This is a genomic window from Solwaraspora sp. WMMA2059, from assembly GCF_027497315.1.
In the GTDB taxonomy this organism is placed as follows: Bacteria; Actinomycetota; Actinomycetes; order Mycobacteriales; family Micromonosporaceae; genus Micromonospora_E.
This window is the reverse complement of sequence record NZ_CP114908.1, coordinates 2,851,053-2,870,562: the sequence shown is the minus strand read 5'-3', so window position 1 is coordinate 2,870,562 and position 19,510 is coordinate 2,851,053. Positions and strand designations below refer to the sequence as shown.

At 73.4% G+C, this 19,510-nt stretch carries 16 protein-coding genes; 9 read left to right on the top strand and 7 right to left on the bottom strand.

What is annotated here, in order from left to right; translation table 11 throughout:
* Window positions 1-7 precede the first annotated feature (7 nt).
* Genes O7553_RS13245 through O7553_RS13230 form a run of 4 tightly spaced genes read right to left on the bottom strand, consistent with a single transcriptional unit; the run spans window position 8 to window position 5,414 of the window.
* The gene (locus O7553_RS13245; RefSeq protein ID WP_281555091.1) at window positions 8-703 is read right to left on the bottom strand and encodes a hypothetical protein; all 696 of its coding nucleotides are present in this window, start codon (window positions 701-703) and stop codon (window positions 8-10) included.
* A complete protein-coding gene (locus O7553_RS13240) occupies window positions 693-1,796 on the bottom strand; it encodes an adenosine deaminase (RefSeq protein WP_281555090.1) in 1,104 nt (367 codons plus the stop codon). Before O7553_RS13240 ends, O7553_RS13245 begins: the two co-directional genes overlap by 11 nt.
* A gap of 37 nt (window positions 1,797-1,833) precedes the next feature.
* Window positions 1,834-4,581: a molybdopterin cofactor-binding domain-containing protein gene (locus O7553_RS13235; protein WP_281555089.1), complete on the bottom strand. Its 2,748-nt coding sequence runs from the start codon at window positions 4,579-4,581 to the stop codon at window positions 1,834-1,836.
* Window positions 4,578-5,414 (bottom strand): FAD binding domain-containing protein, encoded by an 837-nt coding sequence (locus O7553_RS13230; RefSeq protein ID WP_281555088.1) that lies wholly within the window; start codon window positions 5,412-5,414, stop codon window positions 4,578-4,580. Before O7553_RS13230 ends, O7553_RS13235 begins: the two co-directional genes overlap by 4 nt.
* Before the next feature lie 147 nt (window positions 5,415-5,561).
* On the opposite strand from O7553_RS13230, the gene O7553_RS13225 reads away from it, so the two are divergent.
* Complete coding sequence (locus tag O7553_RS13225; RefSeq protein ID WP_348650073.1) at window positions 5,562-6,233, top strand: nucleotidyltransferase family protein; 672 nt, start codon at window positions 5,562-5,564, stop codon at window positions 6,231-6,233.
* Complete coding sequence (locus O7553_RS13220; RefSeq protein WP_281555087.1) at window positions 6,230-7,327, top strand: XdhC/CoxI family protein; 1,098 nt, start codon at window positions 6,230-6,232, stop codon at window positions 7,325-7,327. Before O7553_RS13225 ends, O7553_RS13220 begins: the two co-directional genes overlap by 4 nt.
* 34 nt (window positions 7,328-7,361) lie before the next feature.
* Here the strand turns inward: O7553_RS13220 and O7553_RS13215 are convergent, their stop codons facing one another.
* A complete protein-coding gene (locus O7553_RS13215) occupies window positions 7,362-8,915 on the bottom strand; it encodes a PucR family transcriptional regulator (protein WP_281555086.1) in 1,554 nt (517 codons plus the stop codon).
* Between the two features lie 140 nt (window positions 8,916-9,055).
* Between O7553_RS13215 and uraH the strand changes: the two genes are divergently transcribed.
* From uraH to alc, 7 genes are read left to right on the top strand one after another with little or no spacing between them, the layout of a single operon-like run.
* Entirely contained in the window at window positions 9,056-9,943 is an 888-nt protein-coding gene (gene uraH, locus O7553_RS13210; RefSeq protein ID WP_281555085.1) for a hydroxyisourate hydrolase, read from the top strand.
* Between the two features lie 4 nt (window positions 9,944-9,947).
* Complete coding sequence (gene pucL, locus O7553_RS13205) at window positions 9,948-10,808, top strand: factor-independent urate hydroxylase (RefSeq protein ID WP_281555084.1); 861 nt, start codon at window positions 9,948-9,950, stop codon at window positions 10,806-10,808.
* Window positions 10,802-12,205 (top strand): 8-oxoguanine deaminase, encoded by a 1,404-nt coding sequence (locus O7553_RS13200; protein WP_281555083.1) that lies wholly within the window; start codon window positions 10,802-10,804, stop codon window positions 12,203-12,205. Before pucL ends, O7553_RS13200 begins: the two co-directional genes overlap by 7 nt.
* On the top strand, window positions 12,202-13,788 hold the full coding sequence (gene aceB / locus O7553_RS13195; protein WP_281555082.1) for a malate synthase A: 1,587 nt from the start codon (window positions 12,202-12,204) through the stop codon (window positions 13,786-13,788). The genes O7553_RS13200 and aceB overlap by 4 nt, the downstream gene beginning before the upstream one ends.
* Window positions 13,788-15,074, top strand: a complete 1,287-nt coding sequence (locus O7553_RS13190; RefSeq protein WP_281555081.1) for an aldolase/citrate lyase family protein — start codon at window positions 13,788-13,790, stop codon at window positions 15,072-15,074. The genes aceB and O7553_RS13190 overlap by 1 nt, the downstream gene beginning before the upstream one ends.
* A complete protein-coding gene (gene allB / locus O7553_RS13185) occupies window positions 15,064-16,389 on the top strand; it encodes an allantoinase AllB (protein WP_281555080.1) in 1,326 nt (441 codons plus the stop codon). The genes O7553_RS13190 and allB overlap by 11 nt, the downstream gene beginning before the upstream one ends.
* Window positions 16,379-17,482, top strand: coding sequence for an allantoicase (gene alc, locus O7553_RS13180; protein WP_281555079.1), 1,104 nt, complete (start codon window positions 16,379-16,381; stop codon window positions 17,480-17,482). Before allB ends, alc begins: the two co-directional genes overlap by 11 nt.
* Window positions 17,483-17,553: 71 nt before the next feature.
* Here the strand turns inward: alc and O7553_RS13175 are convergent, their stop codons facing one another.
* Together O7553_RS13175 and O7553_RS13170 are read right to left on the bottom strand one after the other, a co-directional pair.
* On the bottom strand, window positions 17,554-18,141 hold the full coding sequence (locus O7553_RS13175) for a hypothetical protein (RefSeq protein ID WP_281555593.1): 588 nt from the start codon (window positions 18,139-18,141) through the stop codon (window positions 17,554-17,556).
* Window positions 18,142-18,478: 337 nt separating this feature from the next.
* Window positions 18,479-19,471, bottom strand: a complete 993-nt coding sequence (locus O7553_RS13170) for a glycosyltransferase family 2 protein (RefSeq protein WP_348650118.1) — start codon at window positions 19,469-19,471, stop codon at window positions 18,479-18,481.
* Window positions 19,472-19,510: the final 39 nt, after the last annotated feature.

Genomic DNA, 19,510 nt, shown 5'->3' with positions numbered 1-19,510 from the left:
CAACCGGTCAGGCAGCGGTGTCGCGTACCCATGCCTCGGCGTGCGGCCCGGCGCCGACGATCCGGAGCAACTGGACCGACTGGGCCGGATCGTCCACCGTGACGAAGTAGGAGTTGCCCCGCCGCACATGCTGGTGCACGGCCAGGCCGAGCGCGTCACCCGCCTGGGCCAGCGCGGTCAACGCAGCCGGATCCGGCACCCGCACCCGGACCTGGCTGCGGCGGCGGGAGCCGTTGGCGACCAGCAGCGCCGCCCGCCACATCGTCCGGGCGGCCGGCGTACGCAGATCCGGCCGGGCGTGCGGGCCGACCTGCTCAGCCGCCGTCTGCCACAGCCGCGCGAGCCAGCTGAGCACCTCGTCGGCCCGGCCGCTGGGGACGAGTACGTCGAACCGGTCCCGGTCGTCGCGTCCGCTCATCCGGGCGGTGGTGGCGATCCGCACCCAGGGGAACTCGCCGTCGACCACGGTGGCGATCCGGTGGGCGAGCGCCGGGTAGGCGGTGCTGACCAGACTGACCAGGCCGGAGCGCCGCTGCCAGGGCACCGGCCGCAGCAGATGGGTCACGGTGGCGGTCTCCACTCTGGGCAGCCGGTCGGCCGGGACCGCTGCGGCGACCGCGTCGAGCAGCCTGCGGTGCGGGATGGCACCCCACCGGCCGGCGGTCGCACCGCCGCATCTGCGGGGTTGGGCGTCAACCGACACGGTCGGCCACCTCGACCTCGACGAGGGACCGGTACGCGGGCTTGATGACGTCGTCGATGACCGCCAGCCGCTCGTCGAACGGGATGAACGCACTCTTCATCGCGTTCACCGTCAACCACCGCAACTCCGACCACCCCCACCCGAACGCCTCCACCAACAACCACATCTCCCGCGACATCGACGTCCCACTCATCAACCGGTTGTCCGTGTTCACCGTCACCCGGAACCGCAGATCACGCAACAACCCCACCGGATGCTCACCAATCGAACCCACCGCACCCGTCTGCACATTCGACGACGGACACAACTCCAACGGAATCCGCTTGTCCCGCACATACGACGCCAACCGCCCCAACCGCACCCCACCCCCACCCACCTCGATGTCATCCACGATCCGCACCCCATGCCCCAACCGATCCGCACCACACCACTGAATCGCCTGCCAGATCGACGGCAACCCGAACGCCTCACCCGCATGAATCGTGAAATGAAAATTCTCCCGCTGCAAAAACTCGAACGCGTCCAAATGCCGCGTCGGCGGAAAACCCGCCTCCGCACCCGCGATGTCGAACCCCACCACCCCCACATCCCGGTACCGCACCGCCAACTCCGCGATCTCCTGCGACCGCGCCGCATGCCGCATCGCCGTCAACAACGTCCCCACCCGGATCACCCGACCCGCCTCCGCCGCCTCCGCACACCCCGCCGCGAACCCCGCCAACACCGCCTCCACCACCTGACCCAACCCCAACCCCCGCGACAGATGCTGCTCCGGCGCGAACCGCACCTCCGCGTACACCACCCCGTCCGCCGCCAGATCCACCGCACACTCCGCCGCCACCCGGAACAACCCCGCCTCCGTCTGCATCACCGCCACCGTGTGCGCGAACGTCTCCAGATACCGCTCCAACGACCCCGAATCAGCCGCCGACACGAACCACCGACCCAACTCCGACGGATCCGTCACCGGCAGCACATGACCCACCTCGTCCGCCAACTCCACCACCGTCGCCGGCCGCAACCCACCATCCAGATGGTCATGCAGCAACACCTTCGGCGCCCGAACAATCTCCGCCAACGAAACAGCCACCATGATCTATTCTTCCTTCAGTCGTTACTCGCCGATGTCGTTACTCGCCGTCGGCCCGGTCGTGCTGCAGCCGGTTCCACACCCGGTCGGAGGTGAACGGCAGGTCGGTGAAGCGGACTCCGGTCGCGTCCCGCAGCGCGTTCGCCAGCGCGGCGGCCACCGGGTTGAACGGGCTCTCACTCATCGACTTCGCGCCCGCCGGCCCGAGCGGGTCGCTGGTGCGGGCGAACAGCACCTCGGTCAGCGGCACGTCGGCGTAGGTCGGCAGGTGGTAGCTGCGGAAGTCGTCGGTGACCACCCGACCCTGGTCGTCGATGTCAACATGTTCGGTGAGGGCGGCACCGAGCGCCTGAGCCACCCCGCCCTCGACCTGCCCCCGGCACTGCATCGGGTTGAGGACGGTCCCGGCGTCCGCGCTGTGCACGCTGCGCAGAATCTGGATCTCCCCGGTGTCCGGGTCGACCGCCACCCGGAACCAGTGCGCGTCGAAGGCCACCGAGCGGTGCGCCCCGTCGGCGTGTCCGTCGGCGGTGAGCGGCCGGCCCGCCGCCGACGCGACCCGGGCCAGGTCGACCAGATCGACCAGCCGGCCGGCGCACCGCACCGTCGTCCCGTCCACCCGGCAGTCCCGCCGGTCGACGCCGGTCGCCCGTGCGGCGGCGTCGACCAGCACCTCCCGCAGTGCGACCGCGGCGCGGTGCGCGGCGGTGCCAGCCACCACGGTGCCGGTCGAGGCGAACGCGCCCGTGTCGTGACCGACCAGTGCGGTGTCCGACTGCCGGATCCGTACCCGATCCACGGTGCTGGTCAGCGCGTCGGCGACCAACTGCCGGTGCACGGTGGTCGACCCGTTGCCGAACTCGGCCATCCCGATATCCAGCTGGTAGCCGCCGTCGGCGTCGAGGGTGACCCGGGCCCGGCCGTGGTGACCGCCCGGTGGTCCGGTGGCGATCATCGCCACCGCCATGCCGTCGCCGACCAGCCAGCCGGCTGCAACGTCCTCCTGCCGGGTCTCGGTCCGGGCCCGCTGGATCAGCTCCAGGCACTGGTCCAGGCCGTAGCTGTGCACCCGTACGGTGTCGTCGTGCCCGACCGGGGTGACCAGCGGATCCTGCGGGCCGATCACGTTGCGGGCCCGGAACGCGACCGGATCGAACCCGAGCCGGCGGGCCAGCTCGTCCACGGCGGACTCCACCGCGAACGACACCTGACCCAGTCCGTAGCCGCGGAACGCGCCGGCCGGAACCGTGTTGGTGTAGACCGACCAACCGTCGACCTGCTTGTTCGGGCACCGGTAGAGGGCCACCGACTCGCTGCAGCCGTGCGCCAGCACCGCCGGGCCGTGGTTGCCGTACGCGCCGGTGTCCGCGACCACGTGCAGCCGGATCGCGGTCAGCGTACCGTCGCGGCGCCCCGCCACCGTCACCCGGGTGTCGAACGGATGCCGAGTGGTCGCCGCAGTGAACTGTTCGGCCCTGGTGAACTCCAGTTTCACCGGTCGTCCGGTGCGCAGCGCGGCCAGCGCCGCCACGTCCTCGACGAGCATCTCCTGCTTGCCGCCGAACCCGCCGCCGACCCGGCCGGCGACCACCCGGACCTTCTCGGCCGGCAGGCCGAACAGCCGGGCCAGCGCCCGTCGGGTCAGGTACGGCGTCTGGGTGCTGGACCGCACGGTCAGCCCGCCGTCCAGCTCCGGCCAGGCGATCGCCCCGTGCGTCTCCAGGTGAGCGTGCTGCACCCGCTGGGTGCGAAACGTCGCTGTGTAGACCTCGTCGGCGTCGGCCAGCGCCCGGTCGACGTCGCCGATCTCACCGTGCACCTCACCGGCCACGTTGTCCGCCGGCCGGGCGATGCCGCTGACCGCCGGATCCACGTCGTGCAGGACAGGCGCGCCCGGGAGCATCGCCGCCGCTGGGTCGAACACTGCCGGCAGCGGCTGGTAGCTGACCCGAACCAGGTCGGCGGCCGTCTCGGCGGCCGCCTCGGTCTCGGCGACCACCGCCGCCACCCGCTGCCCGACGAAGCGGACCACGTCATCAAGGAGCCGGGTGTCAGCCGGGTCCTCGCGCGGGTTCTCGTGCTGGGCGGTGGAGTACCGCAGGTCGGGGCAGTCGTGGTGGGTGAGTACCGCCAGGACCCCGGGGACCCGCATCGCGTCGTCGGTGTCGATGTCGACGATCCGTGCATGCGGCACCGTCGAGCGGACCAGCTTCAGATGGGTCAGCCCGGGAACGTCGACGTCGAAGGTGAACCGGGCGGTGCCGGTGACGATCTGCCGGGCGGCCGGGGCGGCCACGTTGCCGCCGACCGCCGGGCAGCCAGGGCCACCGCCGGGGGTGCCGTCGGCGGTGCCGCTCACGTGCCGTACCCCGTCGAGCGCGTCGCGGATCGCCCGGTAGCCGGTGCACCGGCACAGGTTGCCCTTCAGCGCGCGCGGCAGGTCGGCGCGCTGGGTCTCGTCGAGCGCGGCGACCGTCATCACCAGCCCGGCGGTGCAGAACCCGCACTGGAATCCCTGCGCGTCGAGGAACCGCTGCTGCACCGGGTGCAGCGTGTCGCCGTCGGCCAGTCCTTCGACCGTGGTCACCGACCGGCCCTCGGCCCGTACCGCAGGGTAGACACAGCTGTGTACGGGGACTCCGTCGACGTGCACGGTGCACGCTCCGCAGTCCCCGGCGTCGCAGCCCTTCTTCACGCCGTACCAGCCCTGCTCGCGTAGGAACGTGCGCAGGCACTGGCCGGCGGCCGGCTCCCCGGCGGCGGCGGTGCCGTTCACCACGACGCTCACCGGCTGCACTCTCCGTCGGTGCCGGCCGCGGCCAGTTCGACCCGGACCTGGTCGGCCATCCGCAGCGTGCGGTGCCGCCGCCAGTGCGGCAGGCCGTGCACGTCGTCGCCCCAGCCGGCCGCCGCGCATCCGGCGTCCACCCGGTCCAGCAACTCGGACCCGGTCGGCGCCGCCGGCAGCGACAGCACCACCGGGCGGCGGGTGGCCGCGGTCACCGACATCGTCCACCCGCCGGTGTCCTGGTCGACCGAGCCGATGACCAGCGCCGCCGACCGGCCGTGCCGGAACAGCGACGCCCGGCGCATCGCGTACCGGGCCCGGGCGGCCGCTGCCGGTAGCCGGATGCTGCGCAGGAACTCGCCGGTGTCCAGCACCGTCGTACCGACGTCGCGGATGAACCCGTCGGCGGGCACCCGGCGCTGCCCGCCGGCCAGATCGGTGAGCAGGTACTCGACCCGGGTCGCCACCGCAAGTGATGTCATCGGACCGGCCGGCAGCGCCGCGCAGATGTTGCCGCCGACGGTCGCCACGTTCCAGATCTTGCGGGAGGCGAGGAACGCGTCGCAGCAGCCTGCGGCCAGCTCCGTCACCCGATTCCAACCGGGCGGCGGGGCGAACCGGGCGAGTTCGGCGACGGTGCACGTGGCGGCGATCTCCAGCCCGTCGTCGTCGACCCGGATCGACGGCCAGCGCAGCCGGGTCAGGTCACGCAGCCGGTGCACCCCGGGCTGAGGTTGCGAGAACAGGTAGCTGCCGCCGGCGAGCCAGCGGTCGCCGGGGCGCCAGGCGTCGCCGTCGGCGGCGATCACGTCGGAGACGGTATGCAGATCCACAGTCCGCATCGTCCGATGCCGCCGCCGGCCCGGACAATGACGGCGGAACACAATCCCGACCCGCCAATCAGGCAGGTGGTTGGACGAAGCTACAAGGCGTACCGGGGCGCCTTGACCGGGTGATCAGCCGCTGCCCATCGTTGACGGGTGCTTGCCGGAATCGTCCTCGCCGCCGGCGCCGGCCGCCGCTACGGTCGGCCCAAGGCGCTGGTCCGTCTCAACGGGACCCCGTTGGTGTCCCGGGCCGTCGAGACGCTGCGCTCGGCCGGCTGCCGGCCGGTGATCGTGGTGCTCGGAGCGGCGGCCGACGCGGTGCGTGCGAGTGCCGACCTGGCCGGCGCCGTGCCGGCGGTCAACCCTGACTGGGCCACCGGGATGGGCTCGTCGTTGCGGGTCGGCCTGGCGGCGGTGGGCACCAGCCCGGCGGACGCCGCGGCTGTCCTGCTGGTCGACATGCCGGGGATTGGTCCAGCGGCGGTCCGCCGGGTGGCGGCCGGCGCCGACCGGCGGACGCTGGCCGCGGCCAGCTACGTCGACGGGCGGCCAGGGCATCCCGTGGTGCTGGGTCGGGAACACTGGACGGCGGTGGCGGCGTCGGCGACCGGTGACACCGGCGCCCGCGACTATCTGCGGGCCCACCCCGACCAGTTGCGTCTGGTGCCCTGCGGCGACGTGGGCGACCCGACCGACCTGGACCGCCCCGGCGACCTGGACCGGCCCGGCGACCTGGACCAGCTCGCCTACCCCCACTGGCTCCGCGACCCCGACCGGCTCCGCGCGGGAGGCGGCGCCTCGGCCCGGACGGCGGCGACCGGATGAACGGGCCGGTCCTCGACGAGGCGATGCGCTGGTGGTACGCCGGTGAGCAGGTGGCCGTCGCGACGGTGACCGCCACCGCCGGCAGCGCACCCCGGCCACCGGGCACGAGTATGCTCGTGGCCCCGGACGGCACGGTCACCGGAAGCGTCTCGGCCGGTTGCGTCGAGGCCGCCATCTACCAGCTGTGTCGTACCGTGCTGGACACCGGCGAGGGGCGGCTGGCGCGCTTCGGCGACCCTGGCGACGAGCTCGTCGAGCCCGGGCTGACCTGCGGCGGCACCATCGAGGTGTACGTGCAGCGGGTGGACCGCGACAGCGTGCCGCAGCTGGAGCGGCTGCATGCGGCGACCCGGGCTGCCCGCCCGGTCGCGGTGGTCACCTGCCTCACCGGGCCGCCAGCCAGCCAGGGTCGTTGGCTGCTGGTCGACGCCGAAGGTCAGTGGGGTTCGCTCGGCGGGCCGACGCTGGACGCGGCTGCGGTCCGGGTCGCCCGCCCGGCGCTGGACACCGGGCGGACCACGCTCGCCCAGCCCGCCGCCGGCACCACCCTGCTGGTCCGCGGCATCCTGCCGCCGCCCCGGATGATCATTTGCGGGGCGACCGATTTCACCGCCGCGCTCGCCCGGCAGGGCCGGTTCCTCGGCTACCGGGTGACGATCTGCGACGCCCGAGCGGTCTTCACCACCCGGCAGAGGTTTCCGGACGCCGACGACGTGGTCGTCGACTGGCCGCACCGCTACCTGAGGGCCGAGGCCGCCGCCGGTCGGATCGACCCGCGTACGGTGCTCTGCGTACTCACCCACGACCCGAAGTTCGACGTACCGCTGCTGCGGACCGCCCTCGACCTGCCGCTGGCCTACATCGGGGCGATGGGGTCACGGCGCAGCGCCGCCGACCGGGCGGCCCGGCTAGGTGCCGTCGGGGTGCCGCCGGCCGCGTTGGCTCGGCTCTGCGCGCCGATCGGGCTGGACCTGGGGGCGGTGACCCCGGAGGAGACCGCGGTCAGCATCGCCGCCGAGATCGTGGCGGCCCGCAGCGGCCGCGACGGCGGACGGCTGACCGCAGGCCGGGGCTCGATCCACGCCGCGGTGTAGGGCCTGCGGCACCCGGGCCTGCGGCACACGGGTCTCAGTCGGCGGTGAGCCGCAACGCCAGGAAGAAGTCCACCCGGTCCTCGAACCGGCCGAGGTCCCGGCCGGTCAACTGCTCGATCCGGCCGATCCGGTACCGCAACGTGTTGACATGGACGTGGAGCCGTTGCGCGCAGCGGCTCCACGATCCGTCACAGTCGAGAAAGACCGACAGCGTACGCAGCAGGTCGGCATGGTGCGCCCGGTCGTACTCCTCGACCGGCCCGAGCAGCCGACTGCGGAACCCCTGCCGGGTGCCGGCCGGCACCCCGGCCAGCAGCAGTGAATGCGACGCCAACTCACCGGCGGCCACCACACTGACCGGACCGGTCGCGGTGCTGGTGGCGGAACGGTGCGCGTGCAACGCCTCTTCGACCGCTCCGCCCAGCCCGGCGGCACCCACGCTGGCGGCGGAGACGCCCAGGACGAGCCGGCCGCCGCGCAGTCCCGGCACCATCCGGTCGGCGGCGGCGACCAGTGCCGACCCTATGGTGCCGGCGGCCTGCGGAGCCAGCGCCAGCACGGCGAGCGCTCCGCAGGGCAGGTCGGGTTCGAGGACGGTGACCGCCCGGTCGGGTGCCAGCCGGCTGAGGAACTCGTCGACCACGGCGACGGTCAGCGTCGCCGGTGCGCGCATCTCGTCCAGCGTGGCGGCGACCGCGACGAACGTGGCATCCGGGTCGAGCCGGGCGGCCAGCAGCGCGGCCCGCAGCCCGGCGAGGTCCCCCGGCGCCCGCAGCGCCGTTCGCAGTTGGCCGGCCAGCCGCGCCTCCACCCGGGCGGCCTCGTCCAGGTGCGCCCGTTCGAGCGCCACCACGCTGGTCAGTTCGTCGACCGTGCCGGGCAGTGTGTCGAGCGCGCCCCGGCAGGCCACCAACCAGGCTGCCAGCCGGTGCTCGGCTCGGCCGGGAACCCCGAACACGGAGAACCGCGCGCCGTCGACCGTCACCGTCGCGGGCAGCCGCTGCGCGGTCAGGAAAGCACGGCTCAGCGCCTCGGCGACCGGATCGGCCAGCTCGGCCGTGCCGGCTACCACCCGGCCGCTGGTGGTCAACGTCCAGCAGTCGGTCTCGACCGCAGCGGCCACTGTCGGCAGCAGATCGGTCAGCCGGGCACCGGCGGCCATCGCGGCGACCAGTCCGCGCTGGCGGCCCAGCACCGCCGCCAGTGAGCTGGCCCGCTGCGCCCACAGGGTCGGATGGACGTCGTCGATGATGTCGCGAAACGACACGTCGGCGGGCACCTCGAACAGCGGTAGCCGGTGCCGGCGACAGGCGGCGACCAGGTCGCGGGGCACGCTGCCGTGCAGCGCCTCACCCGCGCCCAGCGCGGTCACCCCGGCGGCGGCCAGCGCCACGACGAAGACCTCGGAGTCGTCCGGCCCCTGGTGCCACATCAGGCCGGTGAGCACCAGATCTGCGGTGGCCACGTAGCGGCCCGGGTCGGGCAGGTCGATGACGTTGACCCGGCCGACGGTGCGGTCCCGACCGTCGTCGCCGGTCAGCGGCACCAGCTTCAGGTGGGCCTTGTCGAGCACGTCGGCCAGCAGCACGGGGGTCGCCTCCGGTCACGGTGATTGGATGAATCTCCAAAAAGCGTACGGTGACGATGTTTCGTCTTTGGTTCCTGCGCCGCTATCGGCCGGCTCGCCGCAACTGCTTGACTGCTGCTGCCCAGCGAAAGGGGACCGGATTGGACCGCGGACTCGACGTGTTCAACACGCTGCCCGCCGATGACGTGCGGGAACTGCTGCTCAGCTGCTGCGCCGCGCCCGGCTGGGCCGCCGCCGTGACGGCCGGCCGGCCGTACGCCGACCGGGCGGCGCTGACCGCCGCCGCGCGGGCGCAGGTCGGTGCGCTGCCCTGGCCGGAGGTGGCCGACGCGGTCGCCGTCCACCCGCGGATCGGTCGGCCGCCCACCGGCACCGGCCGGGACGCCCAGTGGTCCCGTCGCGAGCAGGCGGCGGCTACGGCCGCTTCCGGCACGGTCGCTTCCGGCCCCGGCCCAGGCACCGTCGCTTCCGGCCCCGGCGTCGCGACCGAACTGGCTGAGGTCAACGACGCCTACGAGCAGCGGTTCGGGTACCGCTTCCTGATCTTCGCGAACGGCCGTGGCGCCGCGGAACTGGTGGCCGCCGCCCGGCAGCGGCTGCACCACGACCCGGACACCGAGCAGGGCGTGGTCCGCACCGAGCTCGGCGACATCGCCGCCCTGCGCCTGCGCCGACTCGTCGACGACCTCGCCGGGCCGGCGCCGCTGTCCAGCCACGTGCTGGACACCACCACCGGCACCCCGGCGACCGGTATCACCGTGCGACTCGACGCTGCCGACCCGGGGGGCGGCTGGCGCACCGTCGCCACCGGACACACCGACGCCGACGGCCGGCTGCGTGACTGGGTGCCGGGCGCCGGCTGGGCCGCCGGCACCTACCGGCTGGTGTTCGACGTGGCCGACCGGCTCGGGGTGGATGCCTTCTACACCGAGATCCCGGTGGTGTTCACCGTCCGCGACGCCGCCCGCCACTATCACGTGCCGCTGCTGCTGAGCCCGTACGGCTACACCACTTACCGAGGGAGCTGACCGGATGGGAATCGTTCTGGGGCCGAACCGGTACGGCAAGGCGCAGACCCGGGTGGTCCGGGTGGACCGGGACGGCGACCGGCACACCCTGCGCGACCTCAACGTCTCCGTCGCGCTCGCCGGTGACCTCGCCGCCACTCACCTCACCGGCGACAACAGCCAGGTGCTGCCGACCGACACGCAGAAGAACACGGTGTACGCGTTCGCCCGTCGTCACGGCGTCGCCAGCGCCGAGGAGTTCGGCCTGCTGCTGGCCCGGCACTTCGTGGACAGCCAGCCCGGCATCAGCCGGGCCCGCGTCGACATCGAGCAGTACGACTGGCGACGGCTGGGGCCGCACTCGTTCGAACGCGACGGCGGCTCCACCCGTACCGTCACGGTCCGCTACGACGGCGACCGGGCGGAGGTGATCGCCGGCCTGTCCGACCTGGTCCTGCTCAACTCCACCGACTCGGAGTTCCGGGGCTACGTCGTCGACCCGTACACCACCCTGCCGGAGGCCGACGACCGGATCCTCGCCACCGCCGTGGACGCCTGGTGGCGCTACGCCGGCACCGCGCCGCCCGGCGGCTTCGACGCCGCCCACGCGGCCGTACGGCAGGCGCTGGTCGACGCGTTCGTCGGCACCTACAGCCGGTCCCTGCAGCAGACCCTGTACGCGATGGGTGAGCGGGTGCTGACCGACCGGCCCGACGTGGTGGAGGTGCGGCTGGCCCTGCCGAACAAGCACCACCTGCTGGTCGACCTGAGCCCGTTCGGCCTGGACAACCCGAACAGCGTGTTCGTCGCCGCCGACCGGCCGTACGGGCTGATCGAGGGCACCGTCACCCGCGACGACGCGCCGCCGGAGCTGGGGCAGTGGTGATCGTCGTCACCGGCGCCGCCGTCGCCACGGTCGACGCCGCCGGCACCGAGCACCGCGACGGGCATCTCGTCGTCGGCGACGACGGCCACATCGCCGCCGTCGGCCCCGGCGACGTGCCCGCCGGCCTGCTCGACACGCTCACCGGCGGGGACCAGCGCCGGGTACGCCGGGTCGACGGCACCGGCTGCCTGGCCACCCCCGGCCTGGTCAACACCCATCACCACCTCTACCAGTGGGCCACCCGTGGCCTGGCCCAGCAGCAGAACCTGTTCGGCTGGCTGACCACCCTCTACCCGGTCTGGTCGCGGATGGACGCCGACACGGTGCATGACGCAGCCGCGGCCAACCTCGGCTGGCTGGCGCTGTCCGGCTGCACCACCAGCACCGACCACCACTACGTCTTCCCCCGCGACGGCGGTGACCTGTTCGCCGCCGAGATCGACGCCGCGCGCCGGATCGGGCTGCGGTTCCATCCCTGCCGGGGTTCGATGGACCTCGGCCGCTCGGCCGGTGGGCTGCCCCCGGACTCCACCGTGGAGGACACCGACGCCGCGCTGGCCGCGACTGAGGCGGCGATCGACCGCTGGCACGACCCGGCGCCGGAGTCGATGCTGCGGGTCGCCGTGGCCCCCTGCTCGCCGTTCTCGGTCACCCCCCGGCTGATGCGCGAGTCGGCCGAACTGGCCCGCCGCCGGGGGGTCCGGCTGCACACCCACCTCGCCGAAACCGTCGAGGAGGAGGAGTACTGCCGGACCACGCACGGCTGCACCCCGGTGCAGTACGCCGAACAGCTCGGCTGGCTCGGCGACGACGTGTGGCTGGCACACGGCGTCCACCTCGACGACGCGGCGGTGGCCCGGCTCGGCGCCACCGGCACCGGCGTCGCGCACTGTCCCAGCTCGAACGCCCGGCTCGGCGCCGGCACCGCCCGGGTGACCGATCTGCTCGCCGCCGGCGTACCGGTCGGCCTGGGCGTCGACGGCGCCGCCAGCCAGGAGGTCGGCCACCTCGGCGCGGAGCTGCGCCAGTCGCTGTACGCGGCCCGGCTGCGCGGCGGGCCGGCGGCGCTGACCGCCCGCGACGCCCTCGCGTTGGGCACCATCGGCGGCGCGCGCTGCCTGGGCCGGGCAGCCGAGATCGGCTCGCTTGAGGTGGCCAAGCTCGCCGACGTCGCGCTGTGGCGGGTCGACGGGCTCGGCCACGCCGGCATCGACGACCCGGTCGCCGCACTGGTGCTCGGCCCACCCGCACCGGTGGAGCTGCTCCTGGTCGGCGGCCGGCCGGTCGTCGAACGCGCCGAGCTGCGCACCGCCGACGCCGCCGACCTGGCCCGCCGGGCCGCCCGCGCGCACCGGGCCCTGATGTCCCCGGCCCCGTCGAACAGGAGTGACCTTTGATACCCCGCAGCCAGGTCGACCCGCTGCCACCTACCGGCGACGTGCTGACCGGCGACGCGGTGGCGTTCCTCGGCGGGCTGCACCGTCGGTTCGCCGGCCGGCGGACCGAGCTGCTCGCCGCCCGGAGCCGCCGCCGGGCCGACATCGCCCGCACCGGCCGGCTGGACTTCCGGGCCGACACCGCGCAGGTGCGGGCCGGCAGCTGGACGGTGCCGCCGCCCCCGCCCGACCTGGCCGACCGGCGGGTGGAGATCACCGGGCCCACCGACCGCAAGATGACCGTCAACGCGTTGAACTCCGGTGCCCGGGTCTGGCTGGCCGACCTGGAGGACGCGAACACCCCGCACTGGGCGAACGTGGTCGACGGGCAACGCAACCTCGCCGACGCCGTGCGACGCACCATCGAGCTGCGGACCGAGACGAAGACCTACCGGCTCGGCCCCGGGCCGTACCCGACGATCGTGGTCCGGCCCCGTGGCTGGCACCTCGACGAGCGGCACCTCGTCTTCGACGGCGCGCCGGCCGTCGGCGCGCTGGTCGACGCCGGCCTGTACCTGTTCCACAACGCCGCCGAGCTGCTGCGTCGGGGCAGCGGCCCCTACCTCTACCTGGCCAAGACGGAGAGCCACGAGGAGGCCGCGCTGTGGCATGACGTGTTCGTCCATGTCGAGCAGACGCTCGGCCTGCCGGCCGGGAGCATCCGGGCCACCGTGCTGATCGAGACGATCACCGCGGCGTTCGAGATGGACGAGATCCTGTGGGCACTCGGCCCGTACGCCGCCGGGCTCAACGCCGGCCGGTGGGACTACCTGTTCAGCCTCATCAAGAACTTCCGCGACGCCGGTGGGCGGTTCGTGCTGCCGGACCGGGCGGCGGTGACCATGACCGCGCCGTTCATGCGGGCCTACACCGAGCTGCTGGTCGCCACCTGCCACCGGCGCGGCGCGATGGCGATCGGCGGGATGTCGGCGTTCATCCCGAACCGGCGGGACGCCGACGTCACCGCCCGCGCCGTCGACCAGGTCCGGGCCGACAAGAGGCGGGAGGCCGCCGACGGCTTCGACGGGTCCTGGGTCGCCCACCCCGACCTGGTGCCGGTCTGCCGCGAGGTGTTCGACGAGGTCCTCGGCGACCGGCCCAACCAGCTCGACCGGCAGCGCCCGGACGTGTCGGTCACCGCCGCGCAGCTGCTGGACGTCGCCGCCACCGGCGGTGCCGTCACCGAGGCCGGGCTGCGCGCGAACGTCGCCGTCGCGGTGCGCTACCTGGAGGCCTGGCTGCGCGGCAACGGTGCGGTGGCGATCGACAACCTGATGGAGGACGCGGCCACCGCCGAGATCTCCCGGTCCCAGATCTGGCAGTGGATCCGCAACGAGGTACGGCTGCCCGATGGCACCCTGGTGACCGCCGATCTGGTCCGGACCATCGGTGACGCCGAACTCGCTGCGATCCGCGCCGTGCTGACCGAACCGGACTGGACGGCGAGCCGGTTCCCGCAGGCCCGGGCGTTGTTCGAGGAGGTCGCCCTTGGTCCCGACTACGTCGACTTCCTGACCCTGCCGGCGTACCGGTTGATCGACTGATGGCCCGGCTCGATCCGGCGGTGTACGCCGCGTTGGACGACCGGCTCGCCGACGTCGACGCCGCGCTGCGGGCCCGCTATCCGGGCGAGGCGTCCGGGCGCCAGCCGGTGCACACCGTGTACGTGCCCGCCGACCGGGTCACCGCCGACCTGGTGCCGACCTGGGGTGCGGCGGCGTTGGCCGCGCTGGACGCCCATCCGCCGGCACCGTACCCGGTCGAGCTGGACCGGCGGGTACGCGCCAAACTGGCCCGCGAGCCGGTCGAGGACCTGCGCATCGACGTCGAGGACGGGTACGGCGTACGCGACGACGCCATCGAGGACGCCGACCTGCGGGCCGCGGCACGTGCGTTGACCGAGGCACGGGCCGCCGGCGTGGGCCCACCGCGCGTCGGGGTGCGGATCAAGTGTCTGGAGGCGGCCACCCGGCGGCGGGCGGTCCGCAGCCTCGACCTTTTTCTGGACGCCTGCGCTGGGCCGCCCGACGGCTTCGTGGTCACCCTGCCGAAGGTGAGCCACCCGGCCCAGGTCGCCGCGATGGTCGACGTCTGCGGCCGGCTGGAGCAGGCGTACGGGCTGGTGGACGGGGCGCTGCGGTTCGAGATCCAGATCGAGACTCCGGCGGCGATTCTCGCTCCCGACGGCACCGCGACCGTCGCCCGGCTGATCGGTGAGTCAGCCGGACGGTGTGCCGGACTCCACTTCGGCACCTACGACTACGGAACCGCCTGCGGCATCGCCGCCGATTACCTGAGTATGGACCATCCAAGTTCCGACCACGCGAAGGCCGTCATGCAGGTGGCCGCCGCCGGCACCGGTGTACCGCTCAGCGACGGCTCCACCAACATCCTGCCGGTCGGCGACACCGAGACGGTGCGCTCCGCCTGGCAGCGCCACGCCGGCCTGGTCCGCAGATCCCTGGAACGCGGCTTCTACCAGGGCTGGGACCTGCACCCGCACCAGTTGCCGACCCGGTTCGCCGCGACCTACGCGTTCTACCGCGCCGGCCGGGAGCAAACCGTCCGGCGGCTCGACGCCTACCTCGCCCGCCGGTCCGGCGGGATCCTCGACGAGCCGGCGACCGCCCGGGCGCTGGCCCGGTTCCTGCTGCGCGGGCTGGACTGCGGCGCCGTCGACCCGGCCGACGCCGGTTTCGACCGCACCGTACTGACCACCCTGGCCGGTCCGGGCTCCGCCGAGGCCGCTCCGGCCGCCGACCGCGATGCCGGGCCGACCGCCCACCTGCCGACCGCGTCCGGTGAGGAGCCCACCGACCATGCCCGTTGATCTGGTACTGCGGTCCCGCCGCACGGTGCTCCCCGACGGCGAGCGTCCGGCCGCCATCGCCGTCGGGGACGGTCGGATCGTCGCCGTCGCCGACTACCGGGAGCACGTGCCGGCGACGGTCGACAGCGACCTCGGCAACGTCGCGCTGCTGCCCGGACTCGTCGACACCCACGTGCACGTCAACGAACCCGGCCGTACCGAATGGGAAGGGTTCGCCACCGCCACGCTGGCCGCCGCCTCCGGCGGCGTCACCACCATCGTCGACATGCCGTTGAACAGCCTTCCGCCGACCGTCGACCCGGCCGCGCTGGCCGTCAAACGGCGGGCCGCCGCCGGGCAGTGCCATGTCGACGTCGGCTTTTGGGGCGGCGCGGTCCCCGGCAACCAGCAGGTGATGCCCGACCTGTACGCCGCCGGGGTCTTCGGGTTCAAGGCGTTCCTCGCCGACTCCGGGGTGCCGGAGTTCCCCCCACTGGACACCGGTCAGCTCGCCGCCGCGTTGGCTGCCGTACCCGCCCTGTTCGTGGTGCACGCCGAACAACCCGACCAGCTCATGGCCGCCGCCTCCTCGACCCGCTACCGGGACTTCCTCGCCAGCCGGCCGCCGGCCGCCGAGATCGAGGCGGTCACCGCCGCCATCGACGTCGCCCGTCGGGTCGGTGCCCGGCTGCACATCCTGCACCTGTCCGCCGCCGGCGCGGTGCCGGTGCTGGCCGCTGCCCGCCGGGCCGGGGTACCGGTCAGCGCCGAGACCTGCCCGCACTACCTGACCCTGGCCGCCGAGGAGATCCCGGACGGCGCCACCGAGTTCAAATGCTGTCCGCCAATCCGGCAGCGCGACAACCAGGACGCGCTGTGGGCAGCCCTGGCCGACGGCACCATCTCGTGCGTGGTCTCCGACCATTCCCCCTGCCTGCCCGCGCTGAAGGCACCCGACACCGGGGACTTCGCCGCCGCCTGGGGAGGCATCGCCTCGGTGCAGATGGGGCTGCCGGCGGTCTGGACCGAGGCCCGTCGGCGTGGATTCGGTCTCGGTGACGTGGTCCGGTGGATGTGCCAGGGCCCGGCCGACCTGGTGGGGCTGCCCGCCAAGGGCCGGCTCGTCGTCGGCGCCGACGCTGACCTGGTCGCCTTCGACCCGGCGCCGAGCTACCACGTCGATCCCGGCCGGCTGCGGCAACGGCATCCCATCACCCCGTACGCCGGACGACGCCTGACCGGCATCGTCCGGGCCACCTGGCTGCGCGGCGCACCGGTCACCCCGGATGCGCCGCGCGGCCGCCTTCTGTCGCGAGAGGGGACCGTTGACCGGTAGCCACGCATCCACGCCACCGCCCGGTCCGCCGGACGGGCCTGACCCGACCCGACTGCCTGACCCGACCCGACTGCCCGACCTGGCGTCCCGTGCCCTCGGCGGGGGAGTGGTCGCCGCCAACGACGAGTTCTTCGCCGCCGCCGACAACCTGGTCGACCCGAACCCGCCGGTCTTCGCCGCCGGCACCTTCGGGGCGAAGGGCCAGGTGTACGACGGTTGGGAGACCCGCCGCCGCCGCCAGCCCGGCGCGGACCACGCCGTCGTCCGGCTCGGTGCCCCGGGCGTGGTCCGGGCCGTGCTGATCGACACCGCGCACTTCACCGGCAACTACCCGCCGTACGCGGCGGTGGACGGTTGCTCACTCGACGGCTATCCCGGCCCGCAGGAACTCGCCGCGGCGCGGTGGACCCCACTGGTGCCGCGCACCGCGCTGGCCGGGGACAGCCAGCTGATCGTCCCGGTCGACCTGCCGGCACGGCAGACCCACGTACGGTTGACGATCTTTCCCGACGGCGGGGTCGCCCGGCTGCGGGTGTACGGCGAACCGGTGCCCGACCCGGATCTGCTGACCGAGGTGCTCGACCTTGCCGCGGTCGAGCACGGTGGCCGGGTCGAGGCATGCAGCGACCGGTTCTACGGATCCCCGCAGCAGCTGCTGCTACCCGGGCCGGCCCGCACGATGGGCGAGGGCTGGGAGACCGCCCGCCGCCGCGACGACGGCAACGACTGGGTCCAGGTCCGGCTCTGTGCCGTCGGCGTCGTCGAGTTCGTCGAGCTGGACACCAGCCACTTCAAGGGCAACGCCCCGGCGGCGGCCCGGCTGATCGGCACCGACCTCACCGGCACCGGTCCGGCCCTCGACGGCGGCTCCGGCGTTGACTCCACCGACTGGCCGGAGCTGCTGCCGTTGACCCCGTTGCAACCGGACACCCGGCACCGTTTCCGGCTGGACCGGCCCCGCCCGGTCAGCCACGTCCGGCTGGACATCCATCCCGACGGCGGGATGGCCCGGCTGCGGCTCTTCGGCCGGCTCACCACCGTCGGCGCTACCGACCTCGCCGCCCGGTACCGGACGGCGGCTGCGGCCGGCTGACCTCGCCTGGGCATACGTCGAAGGGCCGGACCCCGCACCCGGGGTCCGGCCCTTCGACGCTGTGTCTGCGGTCAGCTGTTCCAGTGCTGGGCGACCAGTTCGGCGGCCTGGGTCTCCCACTGGGCGTAGTGGAACGGGAACGCCGACACCTGGACGGTCTGGGCGGCCTGGGTCAGCGGCATGTCCTGCCAGCCGTCGACGGCCTTGAGCCCGGTGAGGAACGCGGTGGTGGAGTACTCCACGTCGGTGATCTGCTCGACGGTGCCCCAGCCCGACGACGGGCGCTGCTGGAACAGGCCCTGCGAGTCGTGGTCGTTGCGGTCACCGAGGTGGCCCAGGTTCTCCAGCTTTGACTCCTGCAGGGCGGTGGCGATGGCGACCACGGCGGCCCGCTCGTCCATGCCGGCCTTCTTCGTGGCGGCGATGATGCCCTTGACGTTGTCGGTCTGCTCGCCGGACAGGCTGATGCGGGACTGCTCGCCCTGCACGCCGTGCGGGGTGAGCTTGTCGGTGTCGACGCTGTCGCTGCTCGCGGCGGCCACGGGTGCGGCCAGGGCGGTGGGGGCGTGCTCGGCGGCCAGGGCGGGGGCGGCGACCGCGCCGCCGGCCAGGGTCAGCCCGGCGATGCCGAGGGCGGTGGTGCGCAGGCTGGTACGCAGGGTACGGGTGATGATCGTGGTCATGGGGGGTCCACCTTCCGTCTGCCGAGGGGGCACACCCGTCACGGGCGGGCGGGTGCGCGGTAAACGGTCATCCGGGTGGTACGGGATCTCAGACGTGCGACGTCGGCTCGCGGGCGGCTCCGGCACGCCCCGGGGTGGGGCGCGGGTGCGCTGCCGCGCGCCGTGACCATGTACAACCACGCCGGCCCGCCGACGATTCCCGACCGGGCCCACCGACCGGGGCTGCCCGGCCGGGCCCGGAGCCTGACTGCCGATTGGCGGCTGCGGGCCGGAGTGCGTGGCGCGACCATGCACAACGACCCCGCCCGCCGGATCATTCCGCGTCGGCCGCCGGGCCGGGGATGGTCGTCTCCCGCCGAGGTGTCGGCACCTGCGGCGTACCACCGGCCCCGTCGGACTCCATCACCAGGTAACGGGGTCGGCGCTTCGTCTCGTAGTAGATCCGACCGATGTACTCGCCGATCACGCCGAGGATCATCATCTGGATACCGCCGAGACCGATGACGCTGACGATGATCGTGGTGTAGCCGGGGGCGTCGATCCCCCGGATCAGCGCGGCCGCGACCACCCAGGCCGCATACGCCACGGCGATGAACGTGAGCCCCATACCGGCGTAGATCGCCGACCGCAGCGGCCGGTCGTTGAACGACAGCAGCCCGTCGAACGCGTAGTTCAACAGGGACCGGAAACTCCAGCGGCTGCCACCACCGGCGCGGGCCTCGTTCGGGTACGCGAACACCACGGTGTTGAACCCGATCCACGAGTAGAGGCCCTTGGAGAACCTGTTGTACTCGGGCATGGCCCGAAGCGCGTCGACCGCCCGGCGGGACAGCAGCCGGAAGTCGCCCGCACCGTCGAGCAGTTGCACGTCCACCCAGCGGTTCATCAACCGGTAGAACGTCCGCGACGCGACGGTACGGACGAACCGGTCACCCCGTCGGTCGCGGCACGCGATGACCTGGTCGTACCCCTGCCGGTACAGGGCGACCATATCGGGCAGCAGGCGTGGAGGGTGTTGCAGGTCGGCGTCCATCACGATGACGGCGTCCCCGCTGGCCCGGTCCAACCCGGCGAGCATCGCCGACTCCTTGCCGAAGTTGCGGCTCAGCGCGAGATATCGGACGGCCGGGTCGGCTGCCGCCAGCCGGCGCAACTCGGCCAAGGTGCCGTCGGTGCTGCCGTCGTCGACGTAGACGTACTCGACCTCGACGTCGTCGAGCGCGGTCACCGCGGCGGTCACCGCCGTGTGCAGCCGGGTCAGCGAGGCGTCCTCGTTGAAGCAGGGCACCACGACCGACAGCCGCAGCGGCCGACCGCCCGGCGCGGGTGGTTCGGCCTGTGGTCC